The sequence below is a fragment of the Cellulosimicrobium sp. EB106-03-01-XG111 genome, assembly GCF_058792115.1.
This window is the reverse complement of sequence record NZ_JBYTEQ010000008.1, coordinates 1-22,151: the sequence shown is the minus strand read 5'-3', so window position 1 is coordinate 22,151 and position 22,151 is coordinate 1. Positions and strand designations below refer to the sequence as shown.

The 22,151-nt window shown below is 74.7% G+C and carries 22 protein-coding genes; 10 read left to right on the top strand and 12 right to left on the bottom strand.

Translation table 11 applies throughout. From position 1 onward, the window contains the following. Positions 1 to 11 precede the first annotated feature (11 nt). A complete protein-coding gene (locus tag AC3WT4_RS09475; RefSeq protein WP_492315322.1) occupies positions 12 to 851 on the bottom strand; it encodes an SDR family oxidoreductase in 840 nt (279 codons plus the stop codon). 195 nt (positions 852 to 1,046) lie between these two features. Between AC3WT4_RS09475 and AC3WT4_RS09470 the strand changes: the two genes are divergently transcribed. From AC3WT4_RS09470 to AC3WT4_RS09460, 3 genes are read left to right on the top strand one after another with little or no spacing between them, the layout of a single operon-like run. Then, positions 1,047 to 2,102, top strand: a complete 1,056-nt coding sequence (locus AC3WT4_RS09470; protein WP_492315321.1) for a putative F420-0 ABC transporter substrate-binding protein — start codon at positions 1,047 to 1,049, stop codon at positions 2,100 to 2,102. After that, on the top strand, positions 2,099 to 3,193 hold the full coding sequence (locus AC3WT4_RS09465) for a putative F420-0 ABC transporter permease subunit (protein WP_186810471.1): 1,095 nt from the start codon (positions 2,099 to 2,101) through the stop codon (positions 3,191 to 3,193). The genes AC3WT4_RS09470 and AC3WT4_RS09465 overlap by 4 nt, the downstream gene beginning before the upstream one ends. Continuing rightward, the gene (locus AC3WT4_RS09460) at positions 3,169 to 4,011 is read left to right on the top strand and encodes a putative F420-0 ABC transporter ATP-binding protein (RefSeq protein ID WP_492315320.1); all 843 of its coding nucleotides are present in this window, start codon (positions 3,169 to 3,171) and stop codon (positions 4,009 to 4,011) included. The genes AC3WT4_RS09465 and AC3WT4_RS09460 overlap by 25 nt, the downstream gene beginning before the upstream one ends. 7 nt (positions 4,012 to 4,018) lie before the next feature. Here AC3WT4_RS09460 and AC3WT4_RS09455 read toward each other — a convergent pair whose 3' ends face one another. The 4 genes from AC3WT4_RS09455 to AC3WT4_RS09440 form a co-directional block, all read right to left on the bottom strand. Further along, positions 4,019 to 4,444: a TIGR03667 family PPOX class F420-dependent oxidoreductase gene (locus AC3WT4_RS09455; RefSeq protein WP_492315319.1), complete on the bottom strand. Its 426-nt coding sequence runs from the start codon at positions 4,442 to 4,444 to the stop codon at positions 4,019 to 4,021. Positions 4,445 to 4,446: 2 nt separating this feature from the next. After that, a complete protein-coding gene (locus tag AC3WT4_RS09450; RefSeq protein ID WP_074809962.1) occupies positions 4,447 to 4,890 on the bottom strand; it encodes a CoA-binding protein in 444 nt (147 codons plus the stop codon). Between the two features lie 67 nt (positions 4,891 to 4,957). After that, a complete protein-coding gene (locus AC3WT4_RS09445; RefSeq protein WP_492315318.1) occupies positions 4,958 to 5,425 on the bottom strand; it encodes an anthrone oxygenase family protein in 468 nt (155 codons plus the stop codon). Next, a complete protein-coding gene (locus tag AC3WT4_RS09440) occupies positions 5,422 to 6,354 on the bottom strand; it encodes a Rossmann-fold NAD(P)-binding domain-containing protein (protein ID WP_492315317.1) in 933 nt (310 codons plus the stop codon). Before AC3WT4_RS09440 ends, AC3WT4_RS09445 begins: the two co-directional genes overlap by 4 nt. Before the next feature lie 137 nt (positions 6,355 to 6,491). On the opposite strand from AC3WT4_RS09440, the gene AC3WT4_RS09435 reads away from it, so the two are divergent. Next, the gene (locus tag AC3WT4_RS09435; RefSeq protein ID WP_492315316.1) at positions 6,492 to 7,442 is read left to right on the top strand and encodes an AraC family transcriptional regulator; all 951 of its coding nucleotides are present in this window, start codon (positions 6,492 to 6,494) and stop codon (positions 7,440 to 7,442) included. Positions 7,443 to 7,478: 36 nt separating this feature from the next. On the opposite strand, the gene AC3WT4_RS09430 is transcribed toward AC3WT4_RS09435, so the two are convergent. Further along, the gene (locus AC3WT4_RS09430) at positions 7,479 to 7,982 is read right to left on the bottom strand and encodes a metallophosphoesterase family protein (protein WP_144722798.1); all 504 of its coding nucleotides are present in this window, start codon (positions 7,980 to 7,982) and stop codon (positions 7,479 to 7,481) included. 50 nt (positions 7,983 to 8,032) lie between these two features. Here AC3WT4_RS09430 and AC3WT4_RS09425 point away from each other — a divergent pair, with 50 nt between their 5' ends. The 4 genes from AC3WT4_RS09425 to AC3WT4_RS09410 all read left to right on the top strand — a co-directional run bounded on the left by AC3WT4_RS09425 (position 8,033) and on the right by AC3WT4_RS09410 (position 10,833). Continuing rightward, the gene (locus tag AC3WT4_RS09425; protein WP_492315315.1) at positions 8,033 to 8,455 is read left to right on the top strand and encodes a PNPOx family protein; all 423 of its coding nucleotides are present in this window, start codon (positions 8,033 to 8,035) and stop codon (positions 8,453 to 8,455) included. Positions 8,456 to 8,462: 7 nt separating this feature from the next. Continuing rightward, the gene (locus AC3WT4_RS09420; RefSeq protein ID WP_400109795.1) at positions 8,463 to 9,056 is read left to right on the top strand and encodes an HhH-GPD-type base excision DNA repair protein; all 594 of its coding nucleotides are present in this window, start codon (positions 8,463 to 8,465) and stop codon (positions 9,054 to 9,056) included. 61 nt (positions 9,057 to 9,117) lie between these two features. After that, positions 9,118 to 10,365 carry an AI-2E family transporter gene (locus AC3WT4_RS09415; protein ID WP_492315314.1) on the top strand — a complete coding sequence of 416 codons (1,248 nt, stop codon included), beginning with the start codon at positions 9,118 to 9,120 and terminating at the stop codon, positions 10,363 to 10,365. Positions 10,366 to 10,467: 102 nt separating this feature from the next. Beyond that, positions 10,468 to 10,833 carry a VOC family protein gene (locus AC3WT4_RS09410; protein ID WP_074809954.1) on the top strand — a complete coding sequence of 122 codons (366 nt, stop codon included), beginning with the start codon at positions 10,468 to 10,470 and terminating at the stop codon, positions 10,831 to 10,833. A gap of 28 nt (positions 10,834 to 10,861) precedes the next feature. On the opposite strand, the gene AC3WT4_RS09405 is transcribed toward AC3WT4_RS09410, so the two are convergent. The 4 genes from AC3WT4_RS09405 to AC3WT4_RS09390 form a co-directional block, all read right to left on the bottom strand. Beyond that, positions 10,862 to 11,251: a hypothetical protein gene (locus AC3WT4_RS09405; RefSeq protein ID WP_492315313.1), complete on the bottom strand. Its 390-nt coding sequence runs from the start codon at positions 11,249 to 11,251 to the stop codon at positions 10,862 to 10,864. A gap of 67 nt (positions 11,252 to 11,318) precedes the next feature. Further along, positions 11,319 to 12,242, bottom strand: a complete 924-nt coding sequence (gene cofE, locus AC3WT4_RS09400) for a coenzyme F420-0:L-glutamate ligase (RefSeq protein WP_492315312.1) — start codon at positions 12,240 to 12,242, stop codon at positions 11,319 to 11,321. After that, positions 12,239 to 13,237, bottom strand: coding sequence for a TIGR03557 family F420-dependent LLM class oxidoreductase (locus AC3WT4_RS09395; protein WP_074809951.1), 999 nt, complete (start codon positions 13,235 to 13,237; stop codon positions 12,239 to 12,241). Before AC3WT4_RS09395 ends, cofE begins: the two co-directional genes overlap by 4 nt. Positions 13,238 to 13,337: 100 nt before the next feature. Then, positions 13,338 to 15,266 carry a DUF4914 family protein gene (locus AC3WT4_RS09390; protein ID WP_108048548.1) on the bottom strand — a complete coding sequence of 643 codons (1,929 nt, stop codon included), beginning with the start codon at positions 15,264 to 15,266 and terminating at the stop codon, positions 13,338 to 13,340. A gap of 207 nt (positions 15,267 to 15,473) precedes the next feature. Here AC3WT4_RS09390 and valS point away from each other — a divergent pair, with 207 nt between their 5' ends. Further along, complete coding sequence (gene valS / locus AC3WT4_RS09385) at positions 15,474 to 18,281, top strand: valine--tRNA ligase (RefSeq protein WP_492315311.1); 2,808 nt, start codon at positions 15,474 to 15,476, stop codon at positions 18,279 to 18,281. 75 nt (positions 18,282 to 18,356) lie between these two features. Here valS and AC3WT4_RS09380 read toward each other — a convergent pair whose 3' ends face one another. Then, positions 18,357 to 19,556, bottom strand: coding sequence for a baeRF2 domain-containing protein (locus AC3WT4_RS09380; protein WP_257419446.1), 1,200 nt, complete (start codon positions 19,554 to 19,556; stop codon positions 18,357 to 18,359). Positions 19,557 to 19,741: 185 nt separating this feature from the next. Beyond that, positions 19,742 to 20,092, bottom strand: coding sequence for a chorismate mutase (locus AC3WT4_RS09375; RefSeq protein WP_021482739.1), 351 nt, complete (start codon positions 20,090 to 20,092; stop codon positions 19,742 to 19,744). 107 nt (positions 20,093 to 20,199) lie between these two features. Between AC3WT4_RS09375 and AC3WT4_RS09370 the strand changes: the two genes are divergently transcribed. Continuing rightward, positions 20,200 to 22,017 (top strand): AMP-dependent synthetase/ligase, encoded by a 1,818-nt coding sequence (locus tag AC3WT4_RS09370; protein ID WP_492315310.1) that lies wholly within the window; start codon positions 20,200 to 20,202, stop codon positions 22,015 to 22,017. Positions 22,018 to 22,151: the final 134 nt, after the last annotated feature.

Sequence of the window (22,151 nt, the reverse complement as noted above, 5' to 3'; positions counted from 1 at the left end):
ACGGGTCGGGGTCAGCGGGCGGGCGCGTCGGCGTCGGGCGCGGGCTCGACGCCCTTCGGGACGAGCGGCGCGCGCCACAGGGAGTACGTGGAGGCCTGCGCGACGGGCCGCAGGATCAGCGAGTCGATGTTCACGTGGTGCGGGCGCGTGACGGCGAACGTCACGACGTCGGCGACGTCGTCCGCGGTGAGCGGGTCCACGACGCCCGCGTAGACGGCGTCGGCCCCGGCCTGGTCGCCGTGGTAGCGGTTGAGCGAGAACTCGGGCGTGTGCACGAGGCCGGGCGCGATCTCGATGACCCGGATCGGCTCGCCCACGAGCTCGAGGCGGAGCGTCTTCGCGACGCCGAGCAGCGCGTGCTTGGACGCGACGTAGCCGGAGCCGCCGACGTACGTGTCGTGGCCCGCGGTCGACGTCATGAGCACGATGTCGCCCCGGCGCGACGCGCGCAGGAGCGGGAGGAACGCCTGGGTCACGCGCACGGTGCCGAGCACGTTCGTCTCGTACATCGCGCGCCACTCGTCGATCTTCGCCTCGTCGACGGGGTCGACGCCTAGGCCGAAGCCCGCGATGTTGAGCAGCGCGTGCACGGGTCCGCGAGCACCGGCCTCGGCGACGAGGCTCGCGACGTCGTCGTCGGAGGTCACGTCGCCCACCACGGGGTGGGCGCCCGTGCGCTCCGCGACCTCGGCGAGCCGGTCCGCGCGGCGCGCGAACGCGACGACGTCCCAGCCGCGGGCCCGCAGGAACCGCACGCACGCCTCCCCGATGCCCGACGACGCGCCGGTCACCACGGCGCGCAGGGGCGAGGTCGCAGGGGCGGGGGCGGGCGGGTTCGACGGCTCGGTCACGACGCACACTCTGTCACGGTCGCGTGTGTAGGCTGGACGACGGACCGCGAACCCCTCGATCGTTCGCCGGAGCGACCTCGTCCTTGGGTCGCGGGTCCGCCCGACGCGAGATGGCGCGTCCGACCTGGAGAGCCCGCGTCCCCGCCCGGGGACCGCCGTCCGGCTCTCTCCCCGCCTCGCCCCCGGAGCAGCTCCGTGCCCTCGCGCCTCACGCCGTCCCCTGCCCCTCGCCGACCCGTCCGCGCCGCCGTCGGCGCGGCGGCCCTCGCCCTCGCGCTCGCCGCCTGCTCGTCGGGCACGACGCCCGGCAGCGACCCGACCGGGGAGGGCGGCGCGACGTCGTCGGGCACGCCCGGGAGCACCGCGTACCCGCTCACGCTCGACGACTGCGGGTTCGAGGTGACGTTCGACGCCGCGCCCGAGCGCGTCGTGACGATCAAGTCGAGCACCACGGAGATGCTCCTGGCGCTCGGGCTCGGCGACCGGATCGTCGCGAGCGCGTTCGCCGACGGACCCGTGCCCGAGTCGCTGGCCGACGCCGCCGCGGACGTCCCCGCGGTCGCGGAGCCGCTCTCGGACCAGGTCCCGGGCGCGGAGGCGGTCCTGGAGACCGAGCCCGACCTCGTCTACGCCGGCTGGGAGTCCAACCTCACGGCCGACGGCGCGGGCGACCGCGAGACGCTCGCGCAGCTCGGCGTCGCGACCTACGTGTCCCCCGCCGCGTGCAAGGCGCCGGAGTACATGCCGGACCCGCTGACGTTCGACGACGTGTTCGCCGAGATCACCGAGGTCGGCACGATCTTCGACGCGCAGGACGCCGCGGCGGAGCTCGTCGCGGAGCAGCGCGCGACGCTCGACGGCGTCGTCCGCGACGACCGCGGCCTGACCGCCCTGTGGTACTCGTCGGGCGACGACATCCCGTACGTCGGGGCGGGCATCGGCGCGCCGCAGATGATCCTCGACGCGGTCGGGCTCGAGAACGTCGCGGGCGACGTGCGCGACACCTGGACGTCGTACGCGTGGGAGGAGGCGGTCGCCGCCGACCCGGACGTGCTCGTCCTCGTCGACGCCGCCTGGAACACCGCCGAGGCGAAGATCGAGCGGCTCGAGTCCAACCCGGCCACGGCCGAGATGACGGCCGTGCGCGAGGGCCGCTACCTGACGATCCCGTTCCCGGCGACCGAGGCGGGCGTGCGCAACGTCGACGCCGTCGTCGACCTCGCCGCGCAGCTGGAGGCGCTCGACCTGTGACGACCCTGCGCACCCGGCCCGCACCCGCCGCGGCCGACCGTCGCCCGGACCGCACCGGCCCGGCCGGTCGCGCGCGGCGCGGCGCGGCCTGGTGGGTGCCGGCCGGCGTCGTCGCGCTCGTCGCGACGGTGCTCGTCACGGTGACGATCGGGCCCGCCGACCTCGCCGTCGGCGAGGTGTGGCGCTCGGTCGCGACGCACCTCGGGCTCGGCGGGCTGCTGGGCCTGGAGCCGCTCGGCGCCCTGCAGGACGGCATGGTGTGGCAGCTGCGGCTCCCCCGCGTGCTCACCGCCGCGGCCGTGGGGGCCGGGCTCGCCGTGTGCGGCGTCGTCATGCAGTCGCTCACGCGCAACCCGCTCGCCGACCCCTACCTGCTCGGGCTGTCGTCCGGCGCGTCGCTCGGCGCGGTGCTCGTGCTCGTCGCGGGCTGGACGGTCCTGCTCCCGGTCGCGGCGTTCGGCGGCGCGGTGCTCGCGCTCGTCGCCGCGCTCGGGCTCGCGGGCGCGCTCGGGGCGCTCACGCCCACGCGGACCGTGCTCGCCGGGCTCGCGGTGAGCCAGCTCGCGGCGGCCGCGACGAGCTTCGTCATCTTCTGGTCGGCCACCGGCGACTCGTACCGCGAGATCCTGTCGTGGCTCATGGGTTCGGTCGCGGGCGCGACGTGGACCTCGGTCGCGGTCGCGGGCGGCGCGACGCTCGTGCTCGGGACGCTGCTCGCGTCGACCGGCTCGGTGCTCGACGCCTTCACGTTCGGCGACACCGCGGCCTCCGCGCTCGGGGTCGACGTCGCGCGCGTGCGCTGGACGCTCCTCGTGGGCGTCGCGCTGCTCACCGGCGCGCTCGTGTCCCAGTCGGGGTCCATCGGGTTCGTCGGCCTGATCCTGCCGCACGCGGTGCGGCTCCTCACCGGCGCCCGGCACCGGCTGCTCCTGCCGCTCTCGGCGCTCTTCGGCGCGACGTTCCTCGTCTGGGCCGACACGCTCGCGCGCACGGTCTTCGCGCCGCGCGAGCTGCCCGTCGGCATCGTCACCGCCGCGATCGGCGCCCCGGTGTTCGCGCTCCTGCTGTGGCGTGGCCGGAGGGTCGCGTGAGCGCCCCCGCGGTCGTGAGGACGGCCGGGCTCGACGCGGAGCGCGTGTCGTGGTCGGTCGACGGTCGCCTCATCCTCGACGGCGTCGACTGCACCGCGCCCGCGGGGGCGGTGAGCGGGCTGCTCGGCCCGAACGGCTCCGGGAAGTCCACGCTCCTGCGCGTGCTCGCGGGCGTCCGGCCACCGTCGACGGACCCGGGCCGGGACGGCGCCCGCGTGCGGTTCGACGACGCCGACCTGCTCGCGCTGCCGCGCCGGCAGCGGGCCCGGGTGCTCGCGCTCGTCGAGCAGGACGCGACGACGGACCTCCCGCTCTCCGTGCTCGACGCGGTGCTGCTCGGCCGCATCCCGCACCGCTCGCTCCTCGCGGGCGACTCCGCGACCGACCGCGAGCTCGCCCGGGCGGCGCTCGCGCGCGTCGGGATGGCGGGGTTCGCGGACCGCGAGGTCGCGACGCTCTCCGGCGGCGAGCGCCAGCGCGTGCACCTCGCGCGCGCCCTCGCGCAGGAGCCCGCGCTCCTGCTGCTCGACGAGCCGACCAACCACCTCGACATCGCCGCGCAGCTCGACACGATGCGCGTGCTGCGCGACCTCGCGGACGACGGCGTCACCGTGCTCGCCGCGCTCCACGACCTCAACCTCGCGGCCCAGACGTGCGACCACGTCGTCGTGCTGGCGGACGGCCGCGTCGTCGCGGCGGGCGACGTGCGCGACGTGCTCGTGCCGGACGTGCTGGACCCGGTCTACGGCGTGCGGTGCGAGGCGCTCACGCACCCGCGCACCGGCAGGCCGGTGCTGACGTTCGACTCCCCGGCCTGAGGAATCCTCAGAAGCCGCGCAGCCGTTCGAGGTGCACGCGCAACGTCACGGCGTAGTCGTCGTGGAAGCCGTCGGGCGTCGTGCCGAGGCCGCGGATGCCGTCGTCGTACTTCGCGTCGTACGCCGCGCGCTCCGCGGCCGTGAGCCCGTCGTCGTCGACCGACGCCGTGCCGGTGAGCACCACGACGTCGCCGCCCGACGCGGTGCTGTTGAGGTGCACCGCGACGCGGGGGTTCGCGCGGACGTTGCGCAGCTTGGCCGTGCGCGGCTGGGACTTCACGACGATCTCGTCGGCACCGTCCCAGCGGAACCAGACCGGCGTCGGCTGCGGCGTGCCGTGCGGGTCCACGGTGACGAGCCACACGACCTGCTCGTCGGCGAGCCGCGCCGCGGCGCGTGCGCCGAGGCGCGTCGCGGTATCGACCGCCGGCACCGTCAGGCCTCCTCGGACGCGGCGAGGCGGGGCAGCTCGATCGCGGGGCAGCGGTCCATGACCATGTCGAGGCCGGCGTCGCGCACGCGCCGCGCGGCGTCCTCGTCGATCACGTCGAGCTGGAACCACACCGCCTTCGCGCCGATCGCGATCGCCTGGTCGGCGACGTCGCCCGCGAGCTCGGAGCGCACGAACACGTCGACGACGTCGACGGGGAACGGGACGTCCGCGAGGCTCGCGTACCCCTGCTCGCCGTGGACGGTCTCGGCCGACGGGTGCACGGGCACGACGCGCTTGCCGTGCTGCTGCAGCACGCGCGCGACCCCGTAGGCCGCGCGCGCGGTGTTGTTGGACAGGCCGACGACGGCCCAGGTCTCGGTGCCCTCCAGGACCCGACGGACGGTGTCCTGCTCGTCGGCCGGCGCGGCCGCTGTGACGTCGCTCATGTCGTGCGCAACCGGGTCCCGCCCGCGGCTATTCCGCGGGCGGGACCCGAGGCCCGCATGCGGACGCTCAGACCAGCGCGAGGGCGAGCAGCGCGGTGGACGCCGCGCCGGCCACCGTCCGGACGTGGTTCCACGCGAGCCAGCGGGGCAGGAACGCCGCCCACGCCGCCGCCAGGTCGCCCTCGCGTGCCGCGGCGTCCAGGCGCTCGTTGAGCGGGACGTTGCCCACGGCCGTCACTCCGAGGATCCCGGCGAGCGGTACGACCGCGCCCGCGAGCGCCCACCCCGCCCCGGCCGCGCCGGTGACGAGCCCGACGACGGCCGCCGCCGCCGGGAGCAGGACGCTCGCCGCGAGCAGCAGCATCAGCGGCGCCCGGAGCGCGTCGCGGTTGATCGCGACCATCGCGCCGCCGCCCTCGCCCGGCGGGAGGCGGCGCAGCCCGCCCATCACGAACGTCGAGAACGCGAAGAGCACGCCGCCCGCGAGCCCCGTCGCGACGACGGCCGCGACGACGAGCGCCGCGAACGCGGTCACGGCGTGGTCTCCACCGTGCGGGTGCCGGCGCCGGCGGCCCACGCGCCCGCCTCGCGGGCCGCGTACTCGCGGAAGTCCCGCGGCTCGCGGCCGAGCGCGGCGCGGACGCCGTCGGTCACGGGGGTACCGCGCCCGTCGAGGACCTCGGTGAAGAGGTACCGCATGAGGTCGACGACGTCGTCGGGCAGCCCGGCCGCGGCGAGGCCCGCGACGAACGCCTCCATGGCGACGGGCTCGTAGCGGACGTCGCGCCCGCTCGCGGCGGCGATCTCCGCGACCGCCTCGCGGAACGTCAGCGCGCGCGGCCCGGTGAGCTCGAGGACGCGGCCCGCGAGGGCGTCGCCCCTGAGGGCCGCGACCGCGACGTCAGCGACGTCCTCGAGGTCGACGAACGGTTCCGCGACCTGGTCGACCGGGAGGGCGAGGACGCCGTCGAGCACGGGCTCGAGGAGAAAGCTCTCGCTGAAGTTCTGGTCGAAGAACGCGCACCGCACGACCGTGCGCGCCGGGAACGCCGCGCCGACGAGCTCCTCCGCGCGCTGCGCCTCCTCCTCGCCGCGCCCGGAGAGCAGCACGAGGCGGTGCACGCCGGCGTCGTGCGCGCGCGCCGCGAGCCGGGCCACGGTCTCCGGAGCGCCGGGCACCGCGAGGTCGGGCGCGTACGCGACGTACACAGCCGCGACGCCCGCGAGCGCGGGACCCCACGTCGCGTCGTCGTCCCAGTCGAAGCGCACGTCGCCGGAGCGTGACGCCCGACGCACGGGGACGCCGGCCGCGTCGAGCCGGTCGGCGACCCGGCGGCCGGTCTTGCCGGTCGCGCCGAGCACGAGCACGGTCCCGGACGCGGGTGCCGGTGCGGCGGAGGGCGCGGCCGCGCGGGCGGGCGCCACGGTCGGGGTGGTGGCGGTGGGCGGGGTCGAGGCAGTCATGGTGTCTCCCGAGGTGCGGCGGCTGGAGCGGTACGGGTCCCACCCAACCCGCGCACTGCGAGACGTTCCATGGCCGTCCGGCTCGTCCGCATACGCGATCGTCTCGCCGTGCGGGGTGAGCGGCGTACGCTGGCGCGATGGACGTCGTCGCCGGGCTGCTCGACGGGCCGCGCGCCCGCGGGGCCTTCCTCCTGCGGAGCCACCTGCGCGCGCCGTGGGGCATGCGCATCGAGGACGAGGCGCCGCTGACGATCGTGCCCGTCCTGCGAGGCTCCGGCTGGGTCGGGCCCGGGGCCGGGGGCACGTCGTCCGACCCGGGCGAGCACGTCAGCGCGGGCGACGTCGTGCTCCTGCGCGGCCCGGACCACTACGTCGTCGCCGACGCGCCGACCACCGCGCCCCAGGTCGTCGTCGGCCCGGCGTCCGACGTGTGCCGCGCGGTCGACGGCGGCCCCTCCCCCATGACCGTGCTCGGCGTGCGGTCGTGGGGCAACGACCCGGACGGCGAGACCGTCATCGTCACGGGCACGTACCCGCTCGACGGCGAGGTCGGGCGCCGGGTGCTGCGCGTGCTGCCCCAGCGCGTGGTCCTGCGCCGCGGGGACGTGGACGGGACGCTCGTGGAGATGCTCGCGCGGGAGGTCGTGCAGGACCTCCCCGGCCAGGAGGCGGTGCTCGACAGGCTCCTCGACCTCCTCCTCATCTCGTGCCTGCGCACGTGGCTCTCGCGCGACGACGCGCCGGGCTGGTACCGGGCCGACGCCGACCCCGTCGTCGGTGCCGCGCTCCGGCTCGTCCACCACGACCCGGCGCGCGCCTGGACCGTCGACACGCTCGCGCGGGAGGTCGGGCTGTCGCGCGCCGCGTTCTCGCGCCGCTTCACGGCGCTCGTCGGCGAGCCGCCGATGGGCTACCTCACCGGCTGGCGCCTGGACCTGGCCGCCGACCTCCTCCTCGAGCCGGACGCGACGCTCGCCTCGGTCGCGCGCGCCGTCGGGTACGCGACGCCGTTCGCGCTGAGCGCCGCGTTCAAGCGCGTGCGCGGCGTGAGCCCGGCGGCGCACCGGGCGCGCGCCGGCGCGGCGTGAAGTCGTTCAGCGCGCGCCGGCGCGGCGTGAGGTCGTTCAGCGCGCGACGGGCACGAGCTCGACGTCCCGCAGCGCACCGTCGTCGACGACGGCCGTGAGGAACGTCCCGACCGGCTGCCGACGGCGGTCCGTCGGCGAGCCGGGGTTGAGCAGGCGCAGGCCGCCCGGCGACGTCGTGTCCCACGGGATGTGGCTGTGCCCGAACACGAGCACGTCCACGTCGGGGAACGCGGCGTCGGCGCGACGCTCGCGCCCGTCCTTCCCGCCCGTCTCGTGCACGACGGCGAGCCGCAGCCCCTCGACCGTGGTGCGCGCCACCTCGGGCAGGCGTGCGTGCAGGTCGGGGCCGTCGTTGTTCCCCGCGACCCCGACGAGGCGCGCCGCGCGCGCCTCCAGCGCGTCGAGCAGGTCGGCGCTCACCCAGTCGCCCGCGTGCACGACGACGTCCGCGTCGTCGACCGCGCGCCACACCTGGTCCGGGAGCGCCCGGGCGCGGACCGGGACGTGCGTGTCGCTGAGCAGCAGGAGTCGGGTGGGCACGCCGCCACGATAGGTCGCGGTCCCGGGGCGCGCCGGGTGACGATGGGCCCATGCCGATCCCGCGCTGGGTGACCCGCAGCAACAAGCGCTTCCTCAACCCCGTCATGCTCCGCGTCGCGACGGGCGTCGGGCCGATGGCCGTCGTCCGCCACGTCGGCCGGTGCAGCGGTCGCGAGTACCGCACGCCCGTCTTCGCCTTCGCCTACCGCGACGACCCGACGGGTCCGGTGCGCGTCGCGTTCGCCCTCACCTACGGCCCCGACGTGGACTGGGTCCGCAACGTCGAGGCGGCCGGGGAGTTCGTCCTCGAGCGCCGCGGCGTGGAGTACGCCGTCGACGACGTGCGTCGCGTGACCGGCCCGGACGGCCTGCGGCTCCTGCCCGGCTGGACGAGCGCGATCCTGCGGCGCGCGGGCGTCGACGAGCTCCGGACCGGACGCCTGCGCCGGGCACAGGGCAGCCGGCTGCCATGATGGGGGCATGACCGACCAGCTCTGGATCACCGGCGACCCCGACGCGGACGCGCTGCTCAGCGACGACGCGTTCGCGCTCCTCGTGGGGATGCTGCTCGACCAGCAGTACCCGATGGAGCACGCGTTCGCCGGGCCGCGCAAGATCCGCGACCGCCTCGGCTCGATCGACCCGCGCACCGTCGCGGACACCGACCCCGACGCGTTCGTCACGCTCGCCACGACGCCGCCCGCGATCCACCGCTACGGGCGCTCGATGGCGGGCCGGGTGCAGGAGCTCGCCCGCGTCGTCGTCGACGAGTACGACGGCGACGCGACCCGGATCTGGACCGCGCCGGGCGCGGACGGCGAGCCGACGGGCGCGGAGGTGCTCGCGCGCCTGCAGGCGCTGCCCGGGTTCGGCGACCAGAAGGCGCGCATCTTCCTCGCGCTCCTCGGCAAGCAGCGCGGCGTGCGGCCTGCGGGGTGGCGGGAGGCCGCCGGCCACTACGGCGACGAGGGCTCCCGTCGGTCCATCGCCGACGTCACGAGCCCCGAGTCGCTCGCCGAGGTGCGCACGTTCAAGAAGGCCCAGAAGGCGGCGGCCAAGGCCGCGAAGGGCTGACCTGCCGCGCCGCGCACGGACGCCCGGGTGCGCGACGCACCCCGGCGGCTATCGTCGGCGCGTGACCACGACGACGCCTCCCGCCCCGGGGCTCCCTCCCGCCACGCGCACGCTCCTGGCCCTCGCCGCCGGCGTCGTGGTCCTCGCCGGGGTCCACGCGGCCCGCGAGGTCCTCGCCCCGATGTTCCTCGCGGCGGTCATCGTCATCATCTGCCACCCGGTGCGCCTCCCCCTGGAGCGCCGAGGCTGGCCGCGGTGGGCCGCGACGACGGTCGTCGTCACGGTCGCGTACCTCATCCTCGCGGCGCTCGTCGCGATGCTCGCGTTCGCGGGCGTCCGGTTCGTGGACCTCGTCCGCGAGTACCTCCCGGCCCTCGTGCGCGCGGTCGACGACGTCGTGGACCAGCTCGCCGCGGTCGGCATCGACACGGACATCGCCGAGGCGGCCACGTCGTGGCTCGACCCGGGACGCGTCGTCAGCCTCGCGGGCAACGTGTCCGGCATGGCCCTCGGCATCGCGACCGCGTTCTTCTTCGTGCTCGCCTACGCGATCTTCATGGCCGCCGACGCCGCGCGGTACTCGACGGCGGGCTCCGTCTTCGGGCCCGAGCGCGCCGCGACGGTCGACCGGGCGACCCGGTTCAGCGGCGGGGTGCGTCGCTACTTCGTGGTCAACGCGTCGTTCGGCGCCGTCGTCGCCGTGATCGACGGCGTCGCGCTGTGGCTCCTGTCCGTCCCCGCGCCGACGGTGTGGGCGATCCTCGCGTTCGTCACGAACTTCATCCCGAACATCGGATTCGTCCTGGGGCTCGTGCCACCCGTCGTCATGGCGTTCGTGGTCGGGGGCTGGCAGCTCGCGCTCGCCGTCGTCGCGGTCTACTGCGTGGTGAACGTCGTGCTCCAGGTGCTGGTCCAGCCAAAGTTCGTCGCCGACGCGGTGAACCTCAGCCTCACGTTGAGCTTCGTCTCCGTCGTCTTCTGGACGTTCGTCATCGGGCCGCTCGGCGCGATCCTCGCCATCCCCCTCACGCTGCTCGTCCGGGCCCTCGTGCTGGAGCCCGACCCGGGCTCGGGCTGGCTGCGCTGGCTCTCCGGGGACGACGCGCCGCGGCCCGCGGAGGACCCGCGGAGCACGGACTCCCCTCCCGCCGCCGACGCCGTGCCGGGCGGCGACGCCGCGCCGGGCGCGGACGACGCGCCGGGCGCGGACGACGCCGCCGCGTCGGAGCGCAGGGACCCCGGGCTCGACCCTCAGGTGGAGCCTGAGGGTTCCGCCACCGACCGCTCCCCCGCGCCGGACGAGCGCTGACCCCCGCCGCACGGTCCGGCCCGGGCCCTGGTGCGCGCGGCACCGCCGTCCCTAGGCTGGTGCTCGGCGGGTGTCCGCCCGTCACCGGCACGGGGAGGAACCATGGCGCACGGAGACATCACGCACATCGACATCCCGGTGAGCGACAACGGCAGGGCCACGCAGTTCTACGGCGAGCTCTTCGGCTGGCAGATCGCGGAGGTGCCCGGCTTCGAGGGCTACCCCATGTGGCAGGCCCCGAACAAGATCAGCGGCGGCGGCCTCGCCCCGCGCTCCGAGGGGTTCACGAGCCCGCGCAGCTACGTCGAGGTGGATTCCATCGAGGAGACGCTCGCCAAGGTCCGTGAGCTCGGCGGACGCGTGGTCCTGGAGAAGTCGGAGATCAGCCCCACCTCGTGGTGGGCCGCGTTCGAGGACGCCGACGGGAACCAGATCGGTCTCTACGAGGGCACGACGGACGCGGGCTGACCGCTCGCGGCGCGCAGCCGCACGGCCGTCAGGGTCGGAACGACAGCACGCGTCCGTCCGGGTCGTCGGGCCGCCGCGGCCGCAGCGTCGGCGGGGGCGGCCACGGGAGGTCGTAGCGCTCGACGGGGACGTCGATCGCCCCGAAGTCGTCCGTCTGCACGACGACGCCGTCCGGCGTGACCTCGACGAGCCGGACCCGCAGCGGCGGCGCGTCGTCCTGCTCGAGCACCCAGACGTCGGCGAGCCACGCGAGGCTGCTCGCGTCGAGGGCCTCCTCGGCCTCGAGCCAGTCGACCGGCCCGGTGAGCTCGCGCCCGAGCAGCGACACGGCCACCCAGGCGTCGCCCTCGGGGCGGATCCAGCCCACGTGCTCGCGGTCGTCGGGGCGGCGGTGCGCGATCCAGTCGGAGGGGAGCATCCGGGCAGGCTAGCGGCGACGGCGGGGCGCACGCCAGGCGTTTCGCCGCCGCAGGCGCACGGCCTCCTCAGTCCGTGACCGGCTCGTTCCCGGAGCCCTCGCGGTACCCCTCGGCGAACCCGGCGCGGTAGCCGTCGGCGTACGCGGCCTCCCGCGCGGCGTCGTCCCTCTGCTCGCGGCGCGCGTCGGCGCGGCCGCGGGCGTACGCCTCCGCGCTGCCCTCGCGGAACAGGTCGTCGGCCGAGCCGCGCACGAGCACGCGGGCGCCCGGACCGTCCTCGCTCCCGACGTACCGGCCGAGCCCGCGCACCACGGCGACGGGCCGGCCCGCCGCCTTGCCGCGCACGAGCTCGCTCGCGGCCGCCACCTCGTCGACGACGGCGGTCACGGTCACGGTCAGCGGCCGCCCGTGGGAGTCCACGCCGCCGCGCAGGTCCTCCGCGACGACGACCCCCGCGGCCCCGATGCCGATGTCGACGAGGCCGTCGCGCCACGCCCGGCCGGAGGTGTCCGTCACGACGACGCCCAGCCGGTCGAGGCCGAACCGCTCGCGGAGCGCGCCGCGCAGCGCCCGCGCGGAGGCGTCGGGGTCGAGCGGGAGCAGCAGGACCGTGCCCTCCGGGGTGTTCGACGCGTCGACGCCCGCCGCGGCCATGACGAGGCCGAGCCGGTTCTCGACGATGCGCAGCGGCGGCTGGCCGGGACGCTCGCGCGTCGCGACGACGCGCACCGTCTCGTCCGTGATCGCCTGCTCGCGGTCGGCCGCGGCGACGACGCGACCCTCGGCCTTCGAGACGACCTTGCTCGTCACGACGACGACGTCGCCCTCCGCGAGCGCCTCGCCCGCGAGCAGGTCGCCCACGAGCGCGGCGAGGTCGTCGCCCGGACGGACCTCGCCGAGGCCCTCGGGCGCCCACACCGTGAGGTGCGCGGACCGGTCGGGGCTCGCGGCGTCGTCGGGCCCGCCGGCGGCGGCGTCGTGCTCGCTCATCGCGCGAGCTTCGGGAGCACCTCGCGGCCGAAGACCTCGATCCACTCGCGCTGGTTGCGGCCCACGTTGTGCAGGTAGATGCGGTCGAAGCCGAGGTCGACGAACTTCTGGATGTACGCGCGGTGCTCGTCCGGGTCGGCGGAGATGACCATGCGGCCCTCGAAGTCCTCGGGACGGACGAGCTTCGCCATCTGCTCGAAGTCGTGCGGCGAGCGGATGTCCGCCTTGGGGAACTTCATGCCGCCGTTGGGCCACTCGGTCATCGCGTTCGCGAGCGCCTCCTCGTCGGTCGCGGCCCAGGAGAGGTGGAGCTGGAGCACCTTGGGCATCGCCTCGGGGTCGCGGCCGGACTCGCGCACGCCGTCGTCGAACTTGCCGAACAGCATGGAGATCTTCTCGAGCGGCGCCCCCACGGTGATGAGGCCGTCCGCGTGGCGGCCGGCGCGCTTCGCGGTCACGGGGCCGGCGGTCGCGACGAGGATCTCCGGCGCGACGTCGGGCATGGTCCACAGCCGCGTGGACTCCATCTTGTAGAACTGCCCGGAGTGCTTGACGTCCTTGTTGTCGAGCCCGGACTGGAACAGCTTCTTGATGACGTCGATCGCCTCGAACATGCGGTTGATGCGCTCGGGCGCCTCGGGCCAGTAGCCCGCGACGACGTGCTCGTTGAGCGCCTCGCCGGAGCCGAGCCCGAGCCAGTGCCGCCCGGGGTACATCGCGGCGAGCGTCGCCGACGCCTGGGCGACCATCGCGGGGTGCCAGCGGAACGTCGGCGCGGTGACGCCCGGACCCAGGTCGCCCCGCGTCCGCTCGCCGAGCGCCGTGAGCACGTTCCACACGAACGACGACTCGCCCTGCGCCGGGACCCACGGCTGGAAGTGGTCGGCCGCCATGGTCCCGGAGAAGCCGTGCTCCTCCGCGTAGGCCGAGAGCGCGACGGCCTCGGTCGGGTGGAACTGCTCGAGCATGGCGGCGTAGCCGATCGTCAGACCCATGGGCCGACCTTAACCCTCCGCGGACGGTCCTGGGCGAGCGGGTCCCGGCACCCCGTCCGGCACCGGTCCGGCCCTCGCCGCGAGGACCGGACCGGGTGCGTCAGACGAACAGCGGCGTCAGCGCCGCGTACTCCTCGACGGAGCCGCCGCGCAGGCAGACCTCGATGATCTGCCGCCCCAGCGGGTCGAGGTCGTCGGTGAGGAACTGCCGGAGCTCGCTCGCGAAGAACTCCGTGATGATCCGCGCCCCGGCGTCGTAGGCCTCGACCCCCACCTGGGACTGCAGCTCGGGCCGCAGGAAGGTGGGCCGCACGAGCTGGCCGTCGATCTTCATCTCCGTGAGCGTGTAGCCGAACAGCGGGCAGCGGGCGGGCGTGAGCTCGTCCGGCCGCAGCCGGCCCCCGCCGCGGCGCGCGAGGTACTCGCGCGTGAGCCACTCGGCCGCGAAGTCCACCCGGTAGGCACCGATGTGCTGGTTGGGCGTGAGGACGTAGCGCGTCCGGTCCGTCTCCACGAGCTGGCGCAGCAGGAGGTTCGCCGCCGCGACCTTCGTCCCCGTCGCGAACGGCCAGTACGACCCGACGCCCTCCGCGACCATGCCCCCGTGGGCGAGCGCCTCCGTCGCCGTGCGCGACTCGCCGATCGACGGGTTCTTGTCGCCGCGCGGCGCGACGAGCCGCCAGATCCAGGCGAGCGACGCGGGCACGACGTGGGTCATGCCCATGATCCCGTAGGTCGGGTGGTCGCGCGTGCAGGCGGGCATGCGGGCGCCGAACGTGCGCACGTCGACCTCGGCCGGCCCGGCGACGTCGGTGAGCAGGTGCCGCGGCACGACGACGCGCGGGTTGGGGCAGCGTCGGCCGTCGGCGTCGAGCGAGTGCTCCCAGGGCAGCACGGTCGCGTCGGGGACGCCGTCGATGTTGAAGAACACGAGCGGCACGTCGGGGTGGATGCACGCGCGCTCGAGGTGCGCGTCCTGCCCGTACCCGGTGAGGTTGTCGACGCGCACGAACCAGCCCTCCTCGGCGTCGGTCACCACGAGGCGGCCGTCACCGGTCTGGAGCGCGGCGTGGCACAGGGTCATGTCGTCGGTGACCGGGGCGAGCGCGCTCGTCTCCCCCAGCGTGATGACGTACGGCTCGCGCGTGACGACGTTCGTACCGAGCAGGATCCGGCCGTCCTCCTGACGCCGCAGGTCCTGGCACATCTCCGACTTGCCGCCGCCCGAGGCGCCCTCGTGCATGATCACGGTCTCGTTCTCGTACGGCGTGGTGACACGGACCGACGACGCGTGCGCCGTGACCCAGCCCTCCCGCTCGCCCACGTCGAGCAGGACCGAGAACACGCCCTTCTTGGCGCTCGGCCCCGGGTAGAGGTTGTAGGCGAACACCTCGTGGAGCGTCTCGGAGCGGTCGTGCACGACGACCTGGCGCCCGTCGAACCGGGTGTGGCGCAGCGGCGGCGCGACGTAGAGGATCGAGCGCGGCGCGAAGGGGCCGAGCTCGTCGAACGTGGTCCAGCCCTGGAGGTCGACGAGGGCGAGGGCGAAGAACGCCGCGTTGACGGGGCAGACGGCGAGCGACGGGTACCCGTGGGTGCGCCCGCCGGCGCGGAACGGCACGACGACGAGCTCCTGCTCGGCGAGCCACGCGAGGGTCTCGTCCTTGACCGGGCCGAACTCCGCACCGAAGACGTCGCGGTAGCGCGGCTTGTCGGTCGGTAGGTCGTCGGCGATCCGCATGCAGTCCGGGTCCCGGCGACGCATGTAGTCCTCGGGGTAGTTCACGGCGATCCCGTTGCGGCACCGCACGACCTCCGCCTCGACGACGCGCTCGCCGCCGGCGTCGTACTCGACGGCGAACCGTGGGCCGCCGTCGGGGCCGAGCGCGAGGCGGTACAGCTCCTCGCGCGAGGCCGGGACGACGAGGCGCGGGCACGCCGCGAGGGCGGCGGCGAGGGCGGGCGGCAGGACGACGCCGGGCGGGAGCGCCCCGGCGGCGCGCGTGCGGTCGGTGGTCGTGACGGTCATGGGTGCTCCAGGGGTCGGCGCGGGGATCGGGTCGAGGTGCGCCCACGAGCACCTGTCGCTTTGCGTGCAGATTACGACTCGATGACCATTCGACCCAGGGACCTTCGACCCGTCTCGGTCCGCACGGTGGGGACGGCCCGCGAGGACGCCTGCCGGACGCCGAGACGGCGTCCGGCACGGCCCCGGGATCTGGGAGAATGGACGACCATGAGCGACTTCCCGACGAACGCGCCGACGGGCGCGGCCGAACCCGCTGCAGCAACGACCTCCTCCGCCGGGCACGTAGCCGGTGACGTCGTCCGCGCGGTGGTCGCGGGAGTACCCGACCGGGTGAGCCTCGACGGGCTCGAGGACACGTACGACGCGCGCTGGGCCGAGCAGGGGACGTACGCGTTCGACCGCTCGAAGACCCGCGAGCAGGTCTTCTCCATCGACACCCCGCCGCCGACCGTCTCGGGCTCGCTGCACGTGGGCCACGTGTTCTCCTACACGCACACCGACGTCGTCGCGCGGTTCCAGCGCATGCGCGGCCTCGAGGTGTTCTACCCGATGGGCTGGGACGACAACGGCCTGCCCACCGAGCGGCGCGTCCAGAACTACTACGGCGTGCGCTGCGACCCGACGCTCCCCTACGTCGAGGGCTTCGAGCCCCCGCACGAGGGCGGCGAGGGCAAGTCCGTCAAGGCCGCCGACCAGGTGCCGGTGAGCCGCCGCAACTTCATCGAGCTGTGCGAGCGGCTCACGGCCGAGGACGAGAAGCAGTTCGAGGCGCTGTGGCGCCGGCTCGGGCTCTCGGTCGACTGGGCGCAGCACTACCAGACGATCGACGCGCGGTCCCGCACCGCGGCGCAGCGCGCGTTCCTGCGCAACCTCGCGCGCGGCGAGGCCTACCAGGCCGAGGCGCCCGGGCTGTGGGACGTGACGTTCCAGACCGCCGTCGCGCAGGCCGAGCTCGAGGCGCGCGACTACCCGGGCCACTTCCACAAGGTCGCGTTCCACCGCGTCGCGCCGGGCACCCCGGACGACGGCGCGCCCGTCCACATCGAGACCACGCGCCCCGAGCTGCTCGCGGCGTGCGTGGCGCTCGTCGCGCACCCCGACGACGAGCGGTACCAGCACCTGTTCGGCACCTCGGTGCGCTCGCCGCTGTTCGATGTCGAGCTGCCCGTCCTCGCCCACCCCGCCGCCGAGCGCGACAAGGGCGCGGGCATCGCGATGTGCTGCACGTTCGGCGACCTCACCGACGTGCAGTGGTGGCGCGAGCTGCAGCTCCCGACGCGCTCGATCATCACGCGCGACGGCCGGATCACGCGCGACACCCCGGACTGGATCACGTCCCACGCCGGGCAGGGCGTGTTCGCCGAGCTCGCCGGCAAGACGACGTTCTCCGCGCGCCAGGTCGTCGTCGACGCGCTGCGCGACGCGGGCGACCTCGAGGGCGAGCCCGTGCCGACCCAGCGCAAGGCGAACTTCTTCGAGAAGGGCGACAAGCCGCTCGAGATCGTCACGTCGCGCCAGTGGTACATCCGCAACGGCGGTCGCGACTGGACGACGGCCGACGGCACGACGCGCGACCTGCGCCAGGAGCTGCTGAACCGCGGCAAGGAGCTCGCGTTCCACCCCGACTTCATGCGCGTGCGCTACGAGAACTGGGTCGGGGGCCTCAACGGCGACTGGCTCATCTCGCGCCAGCGCTTCTTCGGCGTCGCGATCCCGCTGTGGTACCCCGTGCTCGAGTCGGGCGAGATCGACCACGACCACCCGATCGTGCCGTCCGAGGACACGCTGCCCGTCGACCCGTCGTCCGACGTGCCGGCCGGGTACACCGAGGACCAGCGCGGCGTGCCGGGCGGGTTCGTCGGCGAGAACGACATCATGGACACGTGGGCGACGTCGTCGCTCACGCCGCAGATCGCGGGCGGCTGGGAGGTCGACCCCGACCTGTTCGAGCGCGTCTTCCCCATGGACCTGCGCCCGCAGGGCCAGGACATCATCCGCACGTGGCTCTTCTCCACGGTCGTGCGCTCGCACCTCGAGTTCGACTCGCTGCCGTGGAAGAACGCGGCGATCTCGGGCTGGATCCTCGACCCCGACCGCAAGAAGATGTCGAAGTCCAAGGGCAACGTCGTCACGCCCATGGGCCTGCTCGAGGAGCACGGGTCGGACGCCGTCCGGTACTGGGCGGCGTCGGCCCGCCTCGGCACGGACGCGGCGTTCGAGGTCGGGCAGATGAAGATCGGCCGTCGCCTCGCGATCAAGATCCTCAACGCGTCGAAGTTCGCGCTGTCCTTCGGGGTCGACGCCGAGACCGGGACGGGCGAGATCGTCCTCGACCCGGCGCTCGTCACCGAGACGCTCGACCGCGCGATGCTCGCGGGCCTCGCGACCGTCGTCGAGAAGGCGACCGAGGCGTTCGAGGCGTACGACCACACGCGCGCCCTCGAGGTCACCGAGACGTTCTTCTGGGCGTTCTGCGACGACTACCTCGAGCTCGTCAAGGACCGCGCGTACGGCGCCGGGGCCGCTGCCTCCGACGTCTCCGCCGAGACCCGGTCCGCGCGCGTCGCGCTCGCGATCGCGCTCGACACGCTCCTGCGCCTGTTCGCGCCGTTCGTGCCGTTCGCGACGGAAGAGGTGTGGTCGTGGTGGCGCGCGTCGGAGGGCTCCGTCCACCGCGCGCCGTGGCCCACGCCCGACGTCGCGCGCGCGGCCGCCGGCGACGCCGACCCGGCCGTCCTCACCGCCGCGGGCCACGCGCTCGCGGCGCTGCGCAAGATCAAGTCCGAGGCGAAGGTGTCGATGCGCACCCCGATCCTCGCGGCGCAGGTCGCGGTGCCGGCGGCGTCGCTCGCCGGCGTCGAGGCGTCGGTCGTCGACGTCCGGAACGGCGGGCGCGTCACCGGCACGCTCGACCTCGTCGCGGCGGCCGAGGGCCAGGGCGACCCGGCCGTCCAGGGCGGGATCGTCGTCGTCTCCTCCGAGCTCGGCGAGCCCGAGGCCCGCAAGAAGGGCTGACCCGGCACGACGACAGCACGACGACGCCCTCCCCGGCCGCGGCCCGGGAGGGCGTCGTCGTGGGTGCCGGAGGTCCTAGATGATCTCGCCGCGCAGCCGCGAGTCGTCACCGGACATCGTCGCCGCGACCTCGCGCGGCGTCCCCTCGTCCGCCCAGCGCAGCGTGGCGCCCACGCCCTCGATGAGCTCGACGCTGCCCTCCGGCGCGAACGTCAGCCCCGCGTCCTGCCCGACGGCGGCCCGCACGAGCGCGACCGTGGCGGGCAGCTTCTCCAGGCCGTCGGTCACGCCGAGGGACTCGATGTCCTCGCGGGTCGCCGCGATGTGCAGCGGGCTGGGCCCGATCCACAGCGAGCGGTCGTCGAGCGCGCCGTCCTGCCCGTACTCGTCCGCCAGCACGAGCTCCTTGACCTGGCCGCGCGCGAGCACCGCGACGACGTCCTCCACGGACGTCACCGCGCCGGACTCACGACCCTGCTCCTGGCGGAACTCCGCCAGGACCTTCTCGCGGCGGCGCTCCCGGTAGCTGTCGAGCGCATCGGCCACGTTCGCCTCGAACGACGCCTCGTTGATCCCTGCGCCCCGGCCGCCACCCGGGACCTCGACCACGAGCTCGGAGATCGCGTGCCCGAGCGCGCCGCGCACGAGCGGCACGGCACGCACGTCACCGGTGAGCAGCACGAGCTCGGGCCGGTACTCGGCCGCCTGGCGCTCCAGCTCCGCGGCGACCGCCTCGGCGTTGCGCTCCCACGAGTCCTCCGCGCGCGACTCGATGCGCTTGTGCGAGAGCCCGCCGGTGCGGACCTTGTTGATGACGTCGTGACCGCCCTCGACCGTCTCCGGCTCGCTGTAGGGCAGGTGGCCGCCCGCGACGGACCACGTGAGGTCGGCGCCCTGCCGGTCGACGACGACGCGCACGTAGTCGACCGACTCGTCCGCCGCGCGCGCCGCCTGGAGCAGCGCGGGCACGGGGCCCCAGGAGCCCTTCGTGAGCGCCGGCGGGTCCTTGACGACCCGGTCGACGAGCACGCCCGTGTCGTCGGCGATCAGCACGCGCCCGTGGGTGCCGCCCACCCGCGTCGGCCGCAGCACCACCTCCTCGAGGTCGTCGAGGACCGCGTCCGGCGCGCCCTCCTGGTGCAGCTGTCGCCGCACTCCCTTCCAGCGGTTCTCGACCTCGCGGTCCCCGGCCTCGTTGGCGCGCGTCGCGTCGATGTACACCGTCGCGAAGGGGCCAGGATGGCCGAGGAGGGGCTTGAGCCAATCGATCTTCATGCGAACACCTCATGACGTCCGTCGGCGTGGCGGGAGGGCCGCCCGACGCGGCGGTGCCGACGCCGGGGGCCCGCCCTGGGTCCCCACCAGGGTCCGTCAGATCGACGGGGGTCGCCACCGCGCGTCGGGCACGGGAGGCGCCTCGCGCCGTCCTCCGGACCCCCGCCCGGCCCGCTCCCGGGCCGTCAGGAGTACGTGTCGAGGACCGGGGTCCCCTCGCCCGAGGCCGCGTGCTCGGCGGCGATGCGCTCGTGGTGGCGGATGACCTCGTGGACGATGAACGCGCGGAACTGCTCGGCGAACTCCGGGTCGAGGCCGGCGGAGCTCGCGATGCCCGTGAGCCGGGCGATCTGCTGGCGGTCCCGGTCCGGGTCCGCGGGCGGCAACCCGCCCTGCGCCTTGAGCTCGCCCACGCGGCGCGTGAACTTGAACCGCTCCGCGAGCAGGTGCATGAGCGCCGCGTCGATGTTGTCGATGCTGTCGCGCAGGCGGAGGATCTCGTCGGGGACGGCGGGCTGCCCGGGGTCGTTCGTCACCCACCGATCCTAGGGGTGCCCGCCGGGCGTCGAGGAACTCGATACTCGGAGTACGGAGTAAAGTGGCTCGCCGTCCCTCCCTACCGTCCCACTCAGCGGAGAGTTTCATGACGGAACACACGTCGCCGAACCTCGTCGAGGTCTCCCCCACGGCGACCATCAGCACCCTCCTCACCGACCGCGTCGCGCGCTCCCCCCGCGCGACGCTCGTCGAGCGCCGCACCACCGCCGACGGTCCGTGGGAGCGCGTCACCGCGCAGGAATTCGAGGACGACGTCGTCGCGGTCGCCCGCGGCCTCCTCGCGCGCGGTATCGAGCCGGGTGACCACGTCGCCATCATGTCGCGCACCCGCTACGAGTGGACGCTCCTCGACTTCGCCGCCTGGGCCGTGGGCGCCGTCCCCGTGCCCGTCTACGAGACGTCGTCCGCCGAGCAGGTGCACTGGATCCTGTCGGACGCCGGCGTCCGGCTCGCCGTCGTCGAGACGGCCGCGCACGCCGCCGAGGTCGCGACCGTGCGCGACCGTCTGCCCGGCCTGGAGGACGTCCTCGTCGTCGAGGACGGTGCCGTGGACGCCCTGCGCGCCGCCGGGGCCGACGTCCCGGCCGCGGAGGTGGAGCGCCGCCGGGCCGCGCAGCGCGTCGACGACCTCGCGACGGTCATCTACACGTCCGGGTCGACCGGGCGTCCCAAGGGCGTCGAGCTCACGCACCGCAACTTCGTGCACCTCGCGCTCAACGGCCGGGCCGGCCTCGCCGAGATCCTCGACGCCGACGGCGCACGCACCCTGCTGTTCCTGCCGCTCGCGCACGTGTTCGCCCGGTTCATCCAGGTCGTCGTCGTCGCGTCGAACGCGGTTCTCGCGCACTCCTGGGACACGAAGAACCTCGTCACGGACCTCGGCTCGTTCCACCCGACGTTCCTGCTCGCCGTGCCGCGCGTGTTCGAAAAGGTCTACAACACCGCCGAGCAGAAGACCGGGACCGGCGCCAAGCGCAAGATCTTCCACTGGGCGGCCAAGGTCGCCATCACCTGGTCCCGGGCGCTCGACGCCCCGGGCGGCCCCGCGCTCGGGCTGCGCGTCCAGCACGCCGTCGCGGACCGGCTCGTCTACTCGACGCTGCGCGCCGCGATGGGCGGGCGGCTCACGTACTCGATCTCCGGCGGAGCGCCGCTCGGCGAGCGGCTGGGCCACTTCTACCGCGGGGTCGGCCTGCGCATCCTCGAGGGCTACGGCCTCACCGAGACCACGGCGCCCACGGCCGTGAACCTGCCCGGCCTGACGAAGATCGGGACGGTCGGGCCCGCGTTCCCCGGCACGTCGCTGCGCATCGACGCGGACGGCGAGCTCCTCGTCAAGGGCGACCACATCTTCCGCGGCTACCGCAACCAGCCCGACCTCACCGCCGAGGCGCTCCAGGACGGCTGGTTCCGCACCGGCGACCTCGGTGCGTTCGACGACGACGGCTACCTGCGCATCACCGGCCGCAAGAAGGAGATCATCGTGACCGCGGGCGGCAAGAACGTCGCGCCGGCCGTGCTCGAGGACCGGCTGCGCGCGCACCCGCTCGTGAGCCAGGTCGTCGTCGTGGGCGACCAGCGCCCCTTCATCGGCGCCCTCGTCACGCTCGACGCCGAGATGCTGCCGGGCTGGCTCGCCACGCACGGCCTGCGTCCGATGGACGTCGAGACGGCCGCGCACGACGCCGACGTGCTCGCCGCGCTCGACCGCGCCGTCGCGCACGCCAACGAGGCCGTCTCCCGGGCCGAGTCGATCCGCAAGATCACCGTGCTCACGACGGACTTCACCGAGCAGAACGGCTACCTCACGCCGTCGCTCAAGGTGAAGCGCCGCCTGGTCATCGACGACTTCGCCGACACGATCGACACGCTCTACGGCTCGAAGGTCGGCGCCGACGCCTGAAGCCCCACCGCCGGCCCCCGGCCCCGGCCCCCGGCACGGGCCGAGCAGGTGGTCCTGGTGCGTCCGGGTCACCGGACGGACCAGGACCTGGATCTTATACACATCTCCGAGCCCACGAGACAGGAGGTATCATC